Here is a 16,314-nt window from a genome sequence, read left to right as displayed (position 1 = left end):
CGCCGGTCAGCCGGGAGCGCCCGGCGCGTAGCCGGGCGGGGGCGTGCCGCCCGCGACCGAGCGGGCGTGCGCGGACGGCACCGGGAACTGCCCGCGCGCGGTGCTCATGCACTCCAGCAGCGCCCGCTGCTCCTCGTGGAAGGTCTGCTCGTCCACCATGTGGCGGGCCGCCCGCTCGTGCAGCAGCCCCAGCTCGGTGGCCGCGAGCTGGTAGTCGGCCATCGCGCGCAGCCCGCGCTTGCCGCCGTACGCCTTGGCCCACTGCCGGGCCTGGCGGCGGCGGGAGAAGGCCGACAGCATGAAGATGTCGGCCTCGTTGACGAGCTTGGTCGGCTCGTACGCCGGCAGATAGCGCTGGATCAGCGCCACGATCCGCCGCCGGTCGCGGAACACCACGCCGATGAGCACGACCAGCACCACCAGCAGCGTCAGGTAGGCCACCACGAGACCGGGGAAGCCGCCGTAGGAGGCCAGGCCGTTCCACAGGCCGTGCAGGATCATCGCACCCGACCAGCCGGCCAGGATGAGGAACACCCGCTCGGAGCCGCGCTGGGCAGCGTACGCCACGGCCACGCCGATCATCGAGCTGAACAGCGGATGGGCCAGCGGCGACAGGATGCCGCGCAGCACCACGGTGACCGCGAGGCCCTTGACGCCGGAGGTGGACAGGGCCGCCAGGTAGTAGCTGACGTTCTCGCTCATGGCGAAGCCGAGGCCGACCATGCTGGCGTAGATGATGCCGTCGGTCGGCCCGTCGAGCTCGGCCCGCCGGAACCTGAGCAGGCCCAGCAGCACCAGGCCCTTCATCGTCTCCTCGACCACGGGAGCGCCGAAGGTGGCCGCGACGTTGCGCGCGCTGTCCTGCGACAGCTTGACGGTGTCCATGAAGTAGTGCAGGTTGAGCGAGTTGATCACACCGGCGACCAGCACCGCGACGCCCGCGCCCCAGGCGAAGGCGAAGATGAGGTTGCTGCGCGGCTCGGGCTCCATGCGGTCGAGCGCGAGCACGGCGGCGAGCAGCAGCGGGACCGGCGCGAGGGCGAGCGCGAGCGCGATGAAGAACTGCACCGGCTCGCCGTTGAAGATGTCGAAGGAGAACGAGATCAGCGCGCAGATGCCGGTGAGGACCAGCCCGATGATCAACGTCGTGGACGGGCGGTCCTTCAACACCCAGCGTGGATCACGGCTCGCCATAGGGTGACCTTAACGGATCAGCGTGTCGGGGCCGGTGCCGGTAGGTCGCCCCGGACACCCACTCCTCACCGTACGGACACGCAGAGCCCGCCCCCGGGTCAGGCCAGCAGCGGATCGATGGCGACGGCGAGGAACAGCAGCGCGAGATAGGCGTTGGACCAGTGGAAGAAGCGCATGGGCCGCAGGTCGACCCCCGTCTTGCCGGCGTTGAGCCGGCCCAGCAGGCGGTGCACCTCCCACAGGCACATGACGCCCAGCACGGCGGCCACGACCGGGTAGAACAGCGTGGTGCCCGCCACCGGCCACAGCGCCAGCGAGCACAGCACGGTGGCCCACGTGTAGGCGATGGACTCCATGATGACCCGCCGCTCGGTGGCGACCACCGGCAGCATCGGCACCTTGGCCGCCGCGTAGTCCTCCTTGTAGCGCATGGCGAGGGTCCAGGTGTGCGGCGGCGTCCAGAAGAACACGACGCCGAAGAGCACCAGCGGGGCCCAGTCGAGCCGGTCGGTGATGCCCGCCCAGCCGATCATCACCGGCATGCAGCCCGCGATGCCGCCCCAGACGATGTTCTGGGCCGTGCGCCGCTTGAGGATCATCGAGTAGACGAGGACGTAGAACAGGATCGCGCCGAGCGAGAGCAGCGCCGCCAGACCGTTGGTGGTGACCCACAGACCGGCGGTCGACAGGATCCCGAGCACGATGCCGAAGATCAGCGCGCCGCGCGGCGACACCTGGTGCCTGGCCAGCGGGCGGCGGCGGGTGCGGCGCATCTTCTGGTCGATGTCGCGGTCGACGTAGCAGTTGAGCGCGTTGGCGCTGCCCGCCGACAGGGTGCCGAACACCATGACGGCGACGGACGTCCACAGAGGCGGCAGGCCGCCGGCCGCGAGGAACATCACCGGCAGCGTCGTGATCAGCAGCAGCTCGATGATCCGCGGTTTGGTGAGCGCGATGTAGGCCTTGACGATCATGCCGATCGAGCGCGGCGCCTCCACCTGCGGAGATCGGGCCGTCGCCTGCCTGTTGGTGAGCACCGTCAAGGCGCTTCCAGCCTGTGCGGGGTCAACGCGTAACCTCTGATTAGAGCGGATCCATGGTGGGCGCCGTGACGCCTCTGCGAACAAACAAACTGTAGTCGCAGGGACGGCCGGTCCGGCCAATGGGGGGCTTTGCGCCGTGCATGGACACGCTCGCGCCGATTGGAATTGATCGCCTGCTCCACTCGGTTAGGGTCCCTGTGGGCGGGATAGCCAACCGGCACAGCCAAAGACATCCACAGCCGAAGACATCGAGAATCCGGAGACCGAGCACTTGAGCAGCGAACTCGTGCCAGCCCTTGAATGGACCGACCTGGACGATCAGGCGGTCGACGTCGTTCGAGCCCTGGCGATGGACGCAGTGGAGAAGGCGGGCTCGGGTCATCCCGGCACCGCCATGAGCCTGGCCCCCGCCGCATACCTGTTGTTCCAGCGTGTGATGCGTCACGACCCGACCGACCCCAACTGGCTGGGTCGCGACCGTTTCGTCCTGTCGTGCGGCCACAGCAGCCTGACGCTCTACATCCAGCTCTACCTGTCCGGCTACGGCCTCACCCTGGACGACCTGCGCCGGCTGCGCCAGTGGGACAGCCTCACGCCCGGCCACCCCGAGCACGGCCACACGGCCGGCGTCGAGACCACGACCGGCCCGCTGGGCCAGGGCCTCGGCAACGCGGTCGGCATGGCGATGGCGGCTCGCCGCGAGCGCGGCCTGTTCGACCCCGGCGCCGAGGCCGGCGCCTCGCCGTTCGACCACCACATCTGGTGCTTCGTCAGCGACGGCGACATCGAGGAGGGCATCAGCCACGAGGCCAGCGCCCTCGCCGGCCACCAGAAGCTGGGCAACCTCATCGTGGTGTGGGACGACAACCACATCTCGATCGAGGACGACACGCTGATCGCCAAGTCCGAGGACGTCGTCAAGCGCTACGAGGCCTACGGCTGGCACACCGAGAGCGTCGACTGGACCGCGGGCGACGACTACCACGAGGACGTCCAGGCGCTCTACGACGCGCTGGAGGCGGCCAAGGCGGAGACCGGCCGGCCGTCGTTCATCCGGCTGCGCACGATCATCGGCTGGCCCGCGCCCAACAAGCGCAACACCGGCAAGATCCACGGCTCGGCGCTGGGCGAGGCCGAGGTGGCCGCCACCAAGCAGGTGCTGGGCATGGACCCGGCCAAGACCTTCGACGTGCCGGCCGCGGTGCTCGCGCACGCCCGCGAGGTGGTCCAGCGGGGCCGCGCCACCCGGAGCGAGTGGGACAAGCACTACGCCGAATGGCGGCTGGCCAACGCCGAGCGCGCCGCCGAGCTCGACCGGATCTCGCACCGCGAGCTGCCGCCCGGCTGGGCCGCGGCGCTGCCGTCGTTCGAGACGGGCGCCTCCATGGCCACCCGCAAGGCCAGCGGCGAGGTGCTCAACGCGCTCGCGCCGGTGCTGCCCGAGCTGTGGGGCGGCTCGGCCGACCTCGCCGAGTCCAACAACACCACGATGAAGGGCGAGCCGTCCTTCATCCCCGAGGAGTTCCAGACCAAGGAGTTCCCCGGCAACCGCTACGGCCGCACGCTGCACTTCGGCATCCGAGAGCACGCGATGGGCGCCATTCTCAACGGCATCGCACTGCACGGCGGCACCCGCCCGTACGGCGGCACGTTCCTCGTCTTCTCCGACTACATGCGCCCGTCGGTGCGCCTGGCCGCGCTGATGAAGCTGCCGGTGATCTACGTGTGGACGCACGACTCCATCGGTCTCGGCGAGGACGGCCCGACCCACCAGCCGATCGAGCACCTGTGGTCGCTGCGCGCGATCCCCGGCCTCGACGTGGTGCGCCCGGCCGACGCCAACGAGACGGCCTACGCCTGGAAGGCCGTGCTGGAGCACAAGGACCGGCCGGCCGCGCTGGCGCTCACCCGCCAGAACCTGCCGGTCTTCGAGGGCACCAGCGCCGACGGCGTGGCCCGCGGCGGCTACGTCCTGCGCGACGCCTCCGACGGCCAGCCCAGGGTGATCATCATCGCCACCGGCAGTGAGGTCGAGCTGGCCGTACACGGGCGCGAGCTGCTGGAGGCGCAGGGGATTCCCACGCGGGTGGTGTCCATGCCGTGTGTCGAGTGGTTCAACGGGCAGGATTCCGCCTACAGGCAGACCGTCCTGCCGTCGTCGATCAGGGCTCGGGTCGCGGTCGAGGCGGGCATCGCGCTCGGCTGGCACGAGTACGTCGGCGAGTGCGGCGAGGTGGTCAGCCTCGAACACTTCGGTGCGTCGGCCCCGTACAGGACTCTGTACGAGCAGTTCGGGCTGACGGCAGAGCGCGTCGCGGCGGCGGCCAAGGCGAGCCTGGCGAAGCTGGGTCAGGACAAGGGCGAGACGACGGGAAACTGAGACAACACGATGAGCGAGATCCTCAACAAGCTGTCCGGCCAGGGCGTTGCCATCTGGCTCGACGACATCAGCCGTGAGCGTCTGCGCAGCGGCAACCTGGAGCAGCTGATCCGCGAGAAGAACGTCGTCGGGGTCACGTCCAACCCGACGATCTTCGCGGGCGCGCTCAGCAAGGGCGACGCCTACGACGTGCAGCTGCACGACCTGGCCGTGCGCGGCGTCACCGTCGAGGAGGCGGTGCGCGCGATCACGACCTACGACATCCGCTGGGCGGCCGACGTCCTGCGCCCGGTGTTCGACGCCACCGGCGGCGTCGACGGCCGCGTGTCGCTGGAGGTCGACCCGCGCCTGGCGCACGAGAGCGACAAGACCGTGGCCGAGGCCCGCGCCCTGTGGTGGATGGTCGACCGGCCCAACCTCATGATCAAGATCCCGGCGACCATGGCGGGCCTGCCGGCGATCACCCAGGCGATCTCCGAGGGCATCAGCGTCAACGTCACGCTGATCTTCTCGCTGGAGCGCTACCGCAAGGTCATGGACGCCTGGCTGGCCGGCCTGGAGGCCGCGCAGGCCAAGGGTCTCGACCTGGCCTCCATCGAGTCGGTGGCCTCGTTCTTCGTCAGCCGGGTCGACACCGAGATCGACAAGCGCCTCGACCAGCTCGGCAAGCCGGAGCTGAAGGGCAAGGCGGGCGTGGCCAACGCGCGGCTGGCGTACGCGGCGTACGAGGAGGTCATGAACTCCGAGCGCTGGCAGCGCCTGCGCTCGGCCGGCGCCCGCCCGCAGCGCCCGCTGTGGGCCTCGACCGGCGTCAAGAACCCCGACTACAGCGACACGCTCTACGTCGACCAGCTCGTCGCCCCCGGCACCGTCAACACGATGCCGGAGAAGACGCTCGACGCGAGCGCCGACCACGCCGACATCACCGGTGACACCGTCCGCCCCTTCTACGAGCAGGCCTGGAACACCATGGCCGCGCTCAAGGACGCCGGCGTCGACTACGACGACGTGGTGCGCCTGCTGGAGGAGGAGGGCGTGCAGAAGTTCGAGGCGTCCTGGAACGAGCTTCTGGAGAGCGTCACCAAGAACCTGGTTCCGTGATGGAGGTGCACTACCGCGAGGAGGGGGTGGCCGAGGCCGCCTCCTCCCTCGCGGGGCGCCTCGTCGCCGACGGCGTGCCGGCCCGGCTCGCCGCCGGCGACCCCACGTTGTGGGACGAGGACGCCGAGGGGGAGACGGAGGGCGGGCGGCCCTTCCGCGTCCCCCGCGAGCTGCTCGCCGAGCTGGACGCGGTGTCGGCGCGGCTGCTCGCCGCCGTCGGGCCCGGCGAGGAGGGGCCGCATGTCGTGCTGATCGCCACGGGCTGCGCCGCGCTGGCCGCCGAGGCGATCTGCGACACGGCCGACGTGCCGCTCACCGTGCTCGACACCGCCGACCCCGGCCAGGTGCGCCGGGCGCTGGCCGACCGCCCTGAGTCCACGGTGGTGGTGGCCGCCGCCGGCACCGCCGAGGGCGACGCGTGCCTGCGCCTGTACGAGGAGCTGTTCGAGCGGGCGGGCCTCGCGCCCGCCGCGCGGGTGGTGGCCGTCGCCGATCCCGGCACGCCGCCGGCCGAGCACGCCCGCGAGCGCGGCTACGCCGTCGTGCCGGCCGGCGAGGGCGCGCTGTCGGCCGCCGCGCTGCTGCCCGCCGCGCTGGCGGGCGCCGACGTGGCCCGGCTGCTCGACGACGCCGAGGAGGTGCTCCCCCTGCTGTCGCGCGACGTCGGCAACCCCGGGCTCGACCTGGGCGCGGCGCTCGGCGGCGCGGCGCTCACCGGGCGCGGCAAACTGCTGCTGGAGGACCGGCTCTCGCCGATCGCCGGGCTGCCCGACTGGGTCGAGGCGCTGGTCGCGGGGTCCACCGGCAAGCAGGGCCGCGGCATCCTGCCGGTCGTCGGCGCCGACCCGCTGGCCGCCGCGGACGAGCTCGTCGTCGGCCTCGACACCGACCTCGGCGACGTCCGCGTGGACGGCCGGCTCGGCGCGCAGTTCCTGGTCTGGGAGTACGCCACCGCCGTGGCCGCGCTGGCGCTGGGCGTGGACCCCGACGACCGTCCCGACGCGGCCGAGCAGGAACGCCAGGCCGCCGGCCTGCTCACCCTGCCCGACCTTCCCGCCGGCGCGCCCGTCTTCACGGACGGCCCGGTCGAGGTGTACGGCGCCGTCGCCGCCAAGGACCTGCGCGGCCTGTTCGCCGAGCTGCTGCACGCCGTCCCCTCCGACGGCTATCTGGCGGTGACGGCCTACCTCGACCGCCTGGCGGCCTTCGACGCGCCGGTGCCCGTGGGCGCCGACTTCGAGCAGATGACCGACGCCTGGATGATGGCCGACCCGGCCACGCTGCGGGCGCTGCTGGCGCTGCGTACCGACCGTCCGGTGACCTTCGGATGGGGGCCGCGCTATCTGCACGGCGCAGGCCAGTATCACAAGGGCGGGCCCCAGAACGGGGTGTTCCTGCAGATCACGGGGGCAGTGGCCGACGACGTGGCGGTTCCCGGCCGGTCCCGCACGCTGGGCCGTCTCCAGCTCGCCCAGGCTCTCGGCGACCTGGAGGCGCTGGAGACGCGGGGGCGGCCCGCCGTACGCCTGCATTTGACCGACCGCGCGGCCGGAGTCGCGCACCTGCTCGCAGCCGCACAGGAGGTTTGAGATGACAGACCCGGCAGCACCCATGGAGGAGGCCGTGACCGTGGCGGCGGCCGTCGCGGGCACCGCCACCACGATCGAGGCCGCCGAGGCCAACCCGCTGCGCGACCCCCGCGACAAGCGGCTGCCCCGGGTGGCGGGGCCCTGTGTGATGGTGTTGTTCGGCGTGACCGGTGACCTGGCCAAGCGCAAGCTGCTGCCGGCGATCTACGACCTGGGCAACCGGGGGCTGCTGCCGCCCGGCTTCTCGCTGGTCGGCTTCGCCCGGCGGGATTGGAAGGACCAGGACTTCGCCCAGCTGACGCACGACGCCGTCAAGGCGCACGCCCGGACGCCGTTCCGGGAGGAGGTCTGGAAGCAGCTTCTCGAAGGCATCCACTTCGTCCCCGGCGAGTTCTCCGACGAGGGCGCCTTCGACGCGCTCGCCATGGCGCTGAACGAGATCGACCAGACGCGCGGCACCGGCGGCAACTACGCCTTCTACCTGTCGGTGCCGCCCAAGTTCTTCCCCGTGGTGGTCGAGCAGCTCAAGCGGACCGGACTCTCCGACGCGCCCGAGGGCTCGTGGCGGCGGGTGGTGATCGAGAAGCCGTTCGGGCACGACCTGCAGTCGGCGCACGAGCTGAACGAGATCACCACGTCGGCCTTCCCGGAGAGCTCGATCTTCCGGATCGACCACTACCTGGGCAAGGAGACGGTCCAGAACATCATGGCGCTGAGGTTCGCCAACAACCTCTACGAGCCGATCTGGAACCGCGGCTTCGTCGACCACGTGCAGATCACGATGGCCGAGGACATCGGCATCGGCGGGCGCGCGGGCTACTACGACGGCATCGGCGCGGCCCGCGACGTGATCCAGAACCACCTGCTCCAGCTCCTCGCGCTGGTGGCGATGGAGGACCCGACCTCGTTCGACGCCTCCGCGCTGCGCAGGGAGAAGGAGAAGGTGCTGCGGGCGGTGCGGCTGCCGTCCGACCTCAAGGCCTACACCGCGCGCGGCCAGTACTCCGCGGGCTGGCAGGGCGGCCAGAAGGTCGTCGGCTACCTGCAGGAGGACGGCATCTCCCCCGAGTCGACCACCGAGACCTACGCCGCGATCAAGCTGGAGATCGCCAACCGGCGCTGGGCGGGGGTGCCGTTCTACCTGCGCACCGGCAAGCGGCTGGGCCGCCGGGTGACCGAGGTCGCCGTGGTGTTCCAGCGCGCGCCGCACCTGCCGTTCAGCAAGACCGACACCGAGATCCTGGGCCAGAACGCCCTCGTCGTACGGGTCCAGCCGGACGAGGGCATCACGGTCCGCTTCGGCTCCAAGGTGCCGGGCACGGCCATGGAGGTGCGCGACGTGTCCATGGACTTCGCCTACGGCGAGTCGTTCCTGGAGTCGTCGCCGGAGGCGTACGAGCGGCTGCTGCTCGACGTGATGATCGGCGACCCGCCGCTGTTCCCGCACCAGCGGGAGGTGGAGCTGTCCTGGACGATCCTCGACCCGATCGAGGAGTTCTGGACCACGCAGGGCCAGCCCGAGCCCTACGAGTCGGGCTCGTGGGGGCCGCAGTCGGCCGACGCGATGATGGCCCGCGACGGACGGGTGTGGAGGAGGCTTTAGATGACGACGTTCATGCTGTCGGACACGACGGCGGGCAAGATCTCCGCGCAGTTCACGCATCTGCGCCACCAGATGGGCGCGCCGGCCATAGGGATGGTGCTGACGCTGGTGGTGGTCTGCGAGGAGCGGCACCAGTACGACGCGCTGCGCGCCGCGACCGAGGCGGCCCGCGAGCATCCCTCGCGCATCATCGTGCTCATCACCCGCGAGCCGGACGAGGCGATCAGGCTCGACGCCGAGCTGCGCATCGGCGAGAACACCCCCGGCGAGGTGGTCGTGCTGCGCCTGTACGGCGAGCTGGCCCATCACGCCGACTCGGTGGTCAGCCCGCTGCTGCTGCCGGACACGCCGGTGGTCGTGTGGTGGCCGGGCGTGGCGCCGGAGGTGCCCTCCAAGGACCCGATCGGCGCGCTGGCGCAGCGCCGCATCACCGACGCCAAGGGCTTCGACGGCGGCGGCGTGCAGTCGCTGGTGACCCGGGCCAAGGGCTACGCGCGCGGCGACACCGACCTGTCGTGGGCGCGGCTGACGCCGTGGCGCAGCCTGCTCGCGGCGGCGTTCGACCAGCCGGTGGGCAAGGTGCGCAAGGGCGTGGTGGAGGCCGCGGCCGGGCACCCGAGCGCGCCGCTGCTGGCCGCGTGGCTGTCGGAGCGGCTGGGCGCGACGGTCAAGGTGACCGACTCCGACGGGCCGGGCCTGACCGCGGTGCGGCTGCAGACCAGCGACGGCGAGCTGGCCGTGGTGCGCGCCGACGCCCGCCTGGCCACGCTCTGCCGTCCCGGCCAGCCCGACAGGAACGTGGCCCTGGCCCGGCGCACCACCTCGGAGCTGATGTCCGAGGAGCTGCGCAGGCTGGACAGCGACGAGATCTACGAGGCCGCGGTGAAGCGGTTCGCACGGACTTACAAGGGATGACACGAGAGACCGTGACAACGAAACAGGCGTCCGTGAGCGCCCCCGGCATCATCGTCCACCGCGACGCCGACGTGCTGGCGAAGGCGGTGGCGGCGCGGATCATCACCCGGCTGGTCGACGCGCAGTCGGCCAAGGGTTCGGCCTCGCTGGTGCTCACCGGCGGCACGGTGGGCATCGCCACGCTGGCCGCGATCGCCGCCACGCCCGCCCGCGACGCGGTCGACTGGCGGCGGCTGGACATCTGGTGGGGCGACGAACGTTTCCTGCCTGCGGGCGACGCGGAGCGCAACGAGACCGGCGCCCGCGAGGCCCTGCTCGACCACGTGGACGTGGACCCCGCGCGGGTGCACGTGATGCGCGGCCCCGACTCGGGCATGACGGCGGAGGAGTCCGCCGAGTCCTACGCCGCCGAGCTGCGCGCCGCCGCCCGGCCGGAGGACCACGGGCCGGTGCCCGGGTTTGACGTGATGCTGCTCGGCATGGGTCCCGACGCGCACGTGGCGTCGCTGTTCCCCGGCCTGCCCGCCCTGTACGACACCCGCCCCGTGGTGGCCGTGCACGGCTCGCCCAAGCCGCCGCCCACCCGGATCTCGCTGACGCTGCCGGCCATCCGGGCGGCGCGCGAGGTGTGGGTGGTCGCGGCCGGCGAGGAGAAGGCCGGTGCGGTCCACCTGGCCCTGTCGGCGTCCGGGCCCGTCCAGGTGCCGGCGGCCGGGGCGCGGGGGCGGCAGCGGACGTTGTTCCTGCTCGACCGGGCGGCGGCCGGGAAGATCCCGCCGGAGCTGGGCCGCCTGGCCTCCCCCTGACGCACGCTCAGCCGGCCCCGCCTTCCGCAGGACCCTGTGCGGGGCCGGTCAGCTCGTCGATCTCGGCGAGGAGTGCCCGCTTGCGCTCCTCCGCCATGTACGACGCCCGCACCCCGTTGGCCGCCAGCTCCGCCAGCTCGGCGCGGCCGAGGCCGAACACCCGGGCCGCGACCCGGTACTCCTCGGCCAGCGTGGTCGCGAACATCGGCGGGTCGTCGCTGTTCAGCGTCACGTACAGCCCCTCCTCCAGCATCCGGGGCAGCGGGTGGTCCTCGATGCGGGCGATCTGCCCGGTGCGGAGGTTGGAGGTGGGGCAGACGTCCAGCGGGAGCCGGGTCTCGCGCAGGTGCGCCATCAGGCGGGGGTCGGCCAGGCAGTTGATGCCGTGGCCGATCCGCTCGGCGCCGTAACCCTCGATGACCTCCCAGATCGTCTCGGGCCCGGTCATCTCGCCGCCGTGCGGGACGCTGTGCAGGCCGGCGGCGCGGGCGGCGGCGAACGCGGCCCGATAGGCGTCCCGGTATTTGGCCCGCTCCTGCTCGATGCCCCCGATGCCGAAACCTACCAACGCGGCGGGAGGTTCCTGGAGGGCGTGGTCGAGGGTGACCCTGGCGGCCTGCTCGCCGTACTCGCCGGGGATGTCGAAGATGTAGGCGATCTCCACGCCGTGCTCGGCGGCGGCGCGGCGGGCGGCGAGGTCCAGCGCCTCGGTGACCGCGCGCATCGGGAGGCCGACGACGTGGTGGGCGTACGGGGTGACCTGCAGCTCCGCGTACCGGGCGCCTTGGGAGGCGAGGTCGCGGGCCAGGCCGAGCACGAGCGTGGCGACGTCCTCCGGCTCGCGGACGAGCTGGTTGACCGCCGCGTACACGCGGGCGAAGTGCGGGAAGTCGCGGAAGGTGTAGAAGCGGCGCAGCTCCTCCTCCTCGCGCGGCACCTCGGTGGCGCCGGGGTGGCGGCGGGCCAGCTCCAGGACGGTGGGGATCGAGGCGGATCCGACCAGGTGGACATGCAGGTCGACCTTGGGGAGCGCGGCGATGAACGCGTCGAGGGCCGGGCCGGGCGCGGGCGCTGTCGTGGTGGTCATGGCGATGACCTTAAGCGCGGAGATTCGCGTCCCGGTAGGGAAATCGGGGGAATCTGACGCAGATATGTGAGTTTTTGGCCCGGGTTAGGGTGAGGGCGTGGTGAACGCCGACGCCTACGACCGCGGGTTCGCCCGGCTGAGCCGGCACGCCGTCGCGCCTCTGCTGGCCCGCTCCCGGAGCGCGCGGCGGCTGCTCGACGTGGGCTGCGGCAGCGGGGTCGTCACCGAGGCAGCGCTCGCCCTGGGGTCCGAGGTGACCGCCGTCGACGCCGACCCGGCCATGGTGGAGCTGACCGCGCGGCGCTTCCCCGGCGCGGCGGTCCGGCGGGCCACGCTGCCCGAGCTGCCGTTCGACGACGGGGAGTTCGACGCCGTCGCGGGGAACTTCGTCATCAACCACGTGCCCGACACCGCCGCGTCGCTGCGCGAGCTGCGCCGCGTGCTGCGGCCCGGCGGGACCCTCGCCCTCAGCTGGTGGGCGGCCGGGGAGATGACCGCCACCGCCGTGCTCTCCGACGCCATGGAGGCGGCGGGCCTGGCGTCCGGGCCGCCCCGGCCCTTCGCCGCCGACGCCGGCCCCGAACGGTTCGCGGCGCTGCTGGCCGCGGCGGGGTTCGCGGACGCGGAGGTGGAGAGCGTGCGGTGGCGGCACCGGGTGGACCTCGACGCCTGGTGGACGGAGGTCGTGGGCGCGGGCGGGGCCCGGTTCGGGACGATCGGGCGGCAGCCGGCGGCGGTGGCCGGCCTGGTCCGGGCGCACTACGAGCGGCTGGCGGCGCCGTACGCACGCGACGGCTTCCCCGTCCGCGCCCACATCGCCCACGCCCGCCGCCCCTGAGCCGCCCCTGAGCCGCCCCTGAGCCGCCCTCGCGAGGTGCGCGGACATTTCTCGTCCAGACCGATTCCAGGTTCGTCCAAGAAGAACTCCCGGCCATGTTCCGCGACATTTCCGCGCGCCGTTGACCGCCCGGACGACGCATAACTACATTCGTGGTCAACCGGCAAGGAAAGGGAGAGTAAATGTCGGAACCACGGCGTGAGTCAGCGGAACTGCACGAGGCCGGCGCCCTGACGGCCACCGACGCGGACGTCGAGGTCGTCAGCGTCGAGGAGCAGGAGAAGCAGATCAGCTCGACGATCGAGGGCCTGCCCGACGCGGCGGCCATCCTGACCTACGAATACTAGGAAAGGATGAAAGGCGGCACCCGGAGCGGATCGGGCGCCGCCTTTCCCCGCCATTTTCCGCGACATTGTTTCCGCCATTCTTTCGCGGCCCGTACCGGAAAGGGAGCGTCGTGTACGAAACCGCCAATGCACATCCCCAGCGCGTAGGCGGGTGGGGTCTTTTCCAGCTCGACGACGACGCGATCGTCATCGCGCGCGACCCGCGCAGGATCATCATCCGGGCCCAGCCCGAGGCGGGCCTCACGCCGCAGGCCGTGCGGGACCTGTTCGACCTGCTGGACGGCAGCCGCTCGGTGGACGGCGTGGTGGACGCGATCCAGGACGTCCACCCCAAGGTCTCCCCCACCGCCGTCCGCCAGCTGGTACGCAAACTCGGCGACCAGCGTGTCCTCGTGGACGCGCAGGTCCCGGTGCCCGAGGGGCTGTCCCTGGACGACCTGGCCTCCTACCGCCGCCACCTGGCCTACTACGCCGACTTCGAGACCGAGCAGCGCAGCCGCTTCGACATCCACCTGGCGGTCAAGCGCTCGCGCGTCCTGCTGGTCGGGCTGGGCGGCGCGGGCAGCATGATGGCGGCCTCGCTCGTCTCCTCCGGCGTACGGCGGCTCGTCGGCGTGGACGGCGACGCGGTCGAGCGGGACAACCTGCACCGCCAGCTCTTCTACACCGCCGACGACATCGACAGGCCGAAGGCCGAGGCGCTCAAGGAACGCCTGGAGCAGCGGGCCCCCGACCTCGAGTTCACCGCCGTCCCCCGCTACCTGATGTCGGCCGGCGAGCTGGAGGAGCTGCTCGACGACGTCGACCTGGTCATCCACGTGGCCGACTACCCGCCCAGGGGGTCACGGCTGGAGACGACCCGCGCCTGCGTGCGGCGGCGGGTGCCGCTGCTGATGTTCTTCAACGCCTGCGCGGGCCCGCTCTGCGTGCCCGGCAAGACCGCCTGCTACCGCTGCTACGAGCGCGCCTCGGCACGCGTCCACCCCCGGTACGGCGGGGTCAGCGACCAGGTGGACCTGCACTACCCCTACACCTCGCGCACCATGCCCGGCCTGAACCTGCTGATGTGCGGCCTGGCGACGTGGGAGGCCGTGTCCTTCCTGGCCGGCACCGAGACCCCCGCGACGCTCAACGGCATGATCAGCGTGGACGCCCCCTCCGGCGAGGCGCGCCGTGCTCCGCTCCAGCGCGACCCCGACTGCGACGTGTGCGGCGACTGAGCCGCCGAGACACCGAAAGAAGCATCGGCATGTCCGCCAGATCCCCCGTCAGCGCGCGCTTCAAATCGGTCAGCACCGTGCGCGTCACCTTCCAGGAGCCGCCGGACGGCTCCCCGGAATGGCCACTCCCCCCGGACATCCCCGGCGGCGGCCCCGGCCTGCACGGGCCGCTCGGCCTGCTGTACGGCCCGTACCTCGACCTCAGGGAGCCCTCCTACGGCGCCCTGCACGCCCACGGAGTGGCCCTGGCCTTCCGCAACGTCGAGCACGGCCGGCCGCCCTTCCACTGGCACCAGCAGGTCCACCCGCCCGCCTTCCGCCCGCTGCTCGCCCGGCATCTCGGCGCGCCACGGGTGGCGCTGACCTCGCCGCGCGAGGCGCTGACGGAGTCGGGCGACGGCCGGACGACCCGGCTGCTCCAGTGGATCGACCACGTCGCCGACCTGACCGTCCCGCGCCGGGTCGCCCTCGCCAAGCTGCTGGTCAAGCTGGGGTTCGACCGGTTCGCGCTGGGCCTGTTCTGCGAGCAGGACACGGCCGGCCACCAGGCCGAGGAGGGCCGGGCCGATCTCGCGTACGTCCTGGGCGCGGCCCGCGCCAACCTCGCCACCGGCTACGCCCTGGCCCCGCCGGGCACCGCCGCCGGCTACTGGCCGGCGGACCTGCTGCGGCTGGCCCGCACGGCGCCTCCAGGGAGCCGGGCGCGCCTGTCGGCCGCGATGTTGCTGTGCGTGCTCTTCGGCAAGATCGCCAAGGACGCCGCGGCCGTCGCCCACCACGCCGGTGTCGCCCGCGCGGCCTTCGCCCGGCTCGACACCGGCGGCGACGCCTTCCACCGCGACCTGACCCGCAGCATGATGCTGCGCGCGGTCTCGTTCGAGCCGATGATGCGCGGCGCCCGGGCGGAGGTGACGGCCCAGCTCGCCGAGGCCGAGGAGTTGGCGCGCGGCCTGGTCGCCGGCACCCCGGAACGGGAGCTGCTCAAGGAGGACAACCTCGCGATCCTGATGGAGACCCGCTGCCGCGAGGCGCAGTGGCTCGGCGACCTCGACCTCGCCGAGAGCCGCATCCGCGAGAGCGCCGCCCGCAACCCGCTCGACCCCATGCGGCACATGGTGCTGGGCGAGGTGCTGGAGCGGCGCGGCAAGTGGCGGGAGGCCGCCGGAGCCTACGAGCGCAGCGCCTGGCTCGGCCCGTCCACCAGCCCGATGGCCTGGTTCATGGCGGGCCGGCTCAGGGAGCGGCTGGGCGAGCCGGAGCAGGCGGTCTCCTGCTACCTGTCCTGTCTGTCGATCGACCCCGGCGCGGTCTCCGCCGGGCTGCGGCTCAGCGAGCTGCTGCCGCGCACGGGGCTGCCCGGCCTGGCCGTGCCCTGCCGCGACCACCTGCGTGAGACGTTGCGCGACCAGGAGCCCGTGGCGCCCGCGGGTCCCCGGCGGCTCTGGGACGAGAGGACGGCGGTATGACGACCGATGTGGCTGCCGAGATCGCGGCGGTGCCCTTCTCCGCGTCCGTCGTCGACCGGTTCGAGGACGACTTCCTGCACCGGCGGCCCGTCGTGCTCACAGGGGCCGCCCACGGGCTGCCCGCCCTGTCCCTGTGGGCGGGCGACGCGCTCGCCGGGATCTTCCCCGACGAGACCTTCCCCTGCTACGAGAGCCCGAGCGGCCCCATCTCCACCCACACCGACCTGCGCGGCGGGGTGCTGGAGACCGCCATGACCATCGCCGCCTTCACCGAGCGGGCCGCGGCCCCGGGGCCGTGGCGGGCCCAGCTCCGCGTCCGGCTGTCGGATCCGCTGGTGCGCGACCGCCTCGAACCCGGCCTGCGCTACCCGGCCGGGCTGTTCGCCTCGCCCGCGAACCCGGACGTGACGGCCGTCTGGCTGGCCTCGCCCGGCAGCCGCACCCCCGTGCACCGCGACGGCGGCGACGGCCTGCTCGGCCAGATCGCCGGGCACAAGCGCGCCCATCTCTTCCCGCCGGAGTCCGATCCCGCCGTGCTGGAGCAGATCGCCGCCATCAGGTCGTTCCCCGGCCCGTACGAGGCGTACGCCGCGTCCTGCGCCGCGCCGCCCCCCTGCCTGGCCGCGACCCTGTCGCCAGGAGACGTGCTCTACATCCCGAGCGGGTGGTTCCACGACATCGACAGTCTCGACGTCTCGGCCTCGCTCGTCCTGCGTAACTGATGA

Annotated in this window: 14 protein-coding genes; 11 read left to right on the top strand and 3 right to left on the bottom strand. The window is 72.4% G+C overall.

Annotated elements, in window-relative coordinates; genetic code table 11:
* Positions 1-6: 6 nt before the first annotated feature.
* Together BMW85_RS28270 and BMW85_RS28265 are read right to left on the bottom strand one after the other, a co-directional pair.
* The gene (locus tag BMW85_RS28270; protein WP_091087281.1) at positions 7-1,194 is read right to left on the bottom strand and encodes a PrsW family intramembrane metalloprotease; all 1,188 of its coding nucleotides are present in this window, start codon (positions 1,192-1,194) and stop codon (positions 7-9) included.
* A 98-nt stretch (positions 1,195-1,292) separates the two neighbouring features.
* On the bottom strand, positions 1,293-2,237 hold the full coding sequence (locus tag BMW85_RS28265; RefSeq protein ID WP_091087278.1) for a heme o synthase: 945 nt from the start codon (positions 2,235-2,237) through the stop codon (positions 1,293-1,295).
* A 349-nt stretch (positions 2,238-2,586) separates the two neighbouring features.
* Between BMW85_RS28265 and tkt the strand changes: the two genes are divergently transcribed.
* The 6 genes from tkt to pgl are packed head-to-tail and all read left to right on the top strand — an operon-like array spanning position 2,587 to position 10,631.
* Positions 2,587-4,617 carry a transketolase gene (tkt, locus tag BMW85_RS28260; protein ID WP_245775130.1) on the top strand — a complete coding sequence of 677 codons (2,031 nt, stop codon included), beginning with the start codon at positions 2,587-2,589 and terminating at the stop codon, positions 4,615-4,617.
* A gap of 9 nt (positions 4,618-4,626) precedes the next feature.
* Entirely contained in the window at positions 4,627-5,718 is a 1,092-nt protein-coding gene (tal, locus tag BMW85_RS28255; protein ID WP_091087273.1) for a transaldolase, read from the top strand.
* A complete protein-coding gene (locus tag BMW85_RS28250; RefSeq protein WP_091087271.1) occupies positions 5,718-7,307 on the top strand; it encodes a glucose-6-phosphate isomerase in 1,590 nt (529 codons plus the stop codon). The genes tal and BMW85_RS28250 overlap by 1 nt, the downstream gene beginning before the upstream one ends.
* A gap of 22 nt (positions 7,308-7,329) precedes the next feature.
* On the top strand, positions 7,330-8,910 hold the full coding sequence (gene zwf / locus BMW85_RS28245; RefSeq protein ID WP_091087269.1) for a glucose-6-phosphate dehydrogenase: 1,581 nt from the start codon (positions 7,330-7,332) through the stop codon (positions 8,908-8,910).
* Positions 8,911-9,825: a glucose-6-phosphate dehydrogenase assembly protein OpcA gene (locus BMW85_RS28240; protein ID WP_091087266.1), complete on the top strand. Its 915-nt coding sequence runs from the start codon at positions 8,911-8,913 to the stop codon at positions 9,823-9,825.
* A 32-nt stretch (positions 9,826-9,857) separates the two neighbouring features.
* The gene (gene pgl / locus BMW85_RS28235) at positions 9,858-10,631 is read left to right on the top strand and encodes a 6-phosphogluconolactonase (RefSeq protein WP_091087265.1); all 774 of its coding nucleotides are present in this window, start codon (positions 9,858-9,860) and stop codon (positions 10,629-10,631) included.
* 7 nt (positions 10,632-10,638) lie between these two features.
* On the opposite strand, the gene add is transcribed toward pgl, so the two are convergent.
* Entirely contained in the window at positions 10,639-11,718 is a 1,080-nt protein-coding gene (gene add / locus BMW85_RS28230; RefSeq protein WP_091087262.1) for an adenosine deaminase, read from the bottom strand.
* Positions 11,719-11,815: 97 nt separating this feature from the next.
* Between add and BMW85_RS50495 the strand changes: the two genes are divergently transcribed.
* From BMW85_RS50495 to BMW85_RS28210, 5 genes are all read left to right on the top strand, one after another.
* Positions 11,816-12,556 (top strand): class I SAM-dependent methyltransferase, encoded by a 741-nt coding sequence (locus BMW85_RS50495; RefSeq protein ID WP_218155960.1) that lies wholly within the window; start codon positions 11,816-11,818, stop codon positions 12,554-12,556.
* Positions 12,557-12,738: 182 nt separating this feature from the next.
* Positions 12,739-12,903, top strand: a complete 165-nt coding sequence (locus tag BMW85_RS49800; protein WP_177240924.1) for a hypothetical protein — start codon at positions 12,739-12,741, stop codon at positions 12,901-12,903.
* Positions 12,904-13,013: 110 nt separating this feature from the next.
* A complete protein-coding gene (locus BMW85_RS28220; RefSeq protein WP_091087260.1) occupies positions 13,014-14,123 on the top strand; it encodes a TOMM precursor leader peptide-binding protein in 1,110 nt (369 codons plus the stop codon).
* Between the two features lie 29 nt (positions 14,124-14,152).
* The gene (locus BMW85_RS28215; RefSeq protein WP_091087258.1) at positions 14,153-15,589 is read left to right on the top strand and encodes a tetratricopeptide repeat protein; all 1,437 of its coding nucleotides are present in this window, start codon (positions 14,153-14,155) and stop codon (positions 15,587-15,589) included.
* Positions 15,586-16,311, top strand: a complete 726-nt coding sequence (locus BMW85_RS28210; RefSeq protein ID WP_091087257.1) for a cupin-like domain-containing protein — start codon at positions 15,586-15,588, stop codon at positions 16,309-16,311. Before BMW85_RS28215 ends, BMW85_RS28210 begins: the two co-directional genes overlap by 4 nt.
* The last annotated feature ends 3 nt before the right edge of the window (positions 16,312-16,314 follow it).

Origin of the sequence: Nonomuraea wenchangensis (assembly GCF_900111685.1) — a bacterium.
GTDB classification, from domain to species: domain Bacteria; phylum Actinomycetota; class Actinomycetes; order Streptosporangiales; family Streptosporangiaceae; genus Nonomuraea; species Nonomuraea wenchangensis.
Note: the sequence above shows the minus strand (reverse complement) of the source record. Positions and strands in the feature narration are given on the sequence as shown.

Excerpts from the sequence above, each read along its gene's own strand:
- BMW85_RS28270 (WP_091087281.1), bottom strand. The coding sequence starts at position 1,194 with ATGGCGAGCCGTGATCCACGCTGGGTGTTGAAGGACCGCCCGTCCACG.
- tkt (WP_245775130.1), top strand. The coding sequence starts at position 2,587 with ATGGACGCAGTGGAGAAGGCGGGCTCGGGTCATCCCGGCACCGCCATG.
- tal (WP_091087273.1), top strand. The coding sequence starts at position 4,627 with ATGAGCGAGATCCTCAACAAGCTGTCCGGCCAGGGCGTTGCCATCTGG.
- BMW85_RS28250 (WP_091087271.1), top strand. The coding sequence starts at position 5,718 with ATGGAGGTGCACTACCGCGAGGAGGGGGTGGCCGAGGCCGCCTCCTCC.
- zwf (WP_091087269.1), top strand. The coding sequence starts at position 7,330 with ATGGAGGAGGCCGTGACCGTGGCGGCGGCCGTCGCGGGCACCGCCACC.
- BMW85_RS28240 (WP_091087266.1), top strand. The coding sequence starts at position 8,911 with ATGACGACGTTCATGCTGTCGGACACGACGGCGGGCAAGATCTCCGCG.
- add (WP_091087262.1), bottom strand. The coding sequence starts at position 11,718 with ATGACCACCACGACAGCGCCCGCGCCCGGCCCGGCCCTCGACGCGTTC.
- BMW85_RS49800 (WP_177240924.1), top strand. The coding sequence starts at position 12,739 with ATGTCGGAACCACGGCGTGAGTCAGCGGAACTGCACGAGGCCGGCGCC.
- BMW85_RS28215 (WP_091087258.1), top strand. The coding sequence starts at position 14,153 with ATGTCCGCCAGATCCCCCGTCAGCGCGCGCTTCAAATCGGTCAGCACC.
- BMW85_RS28210 (WP_091087257.1), top strand. The coding sequence starts at position 15,586 with ATGACGACCGATGTGGCTGCCGAGATCGCGGCGGTGCCCTTCTCCGCG.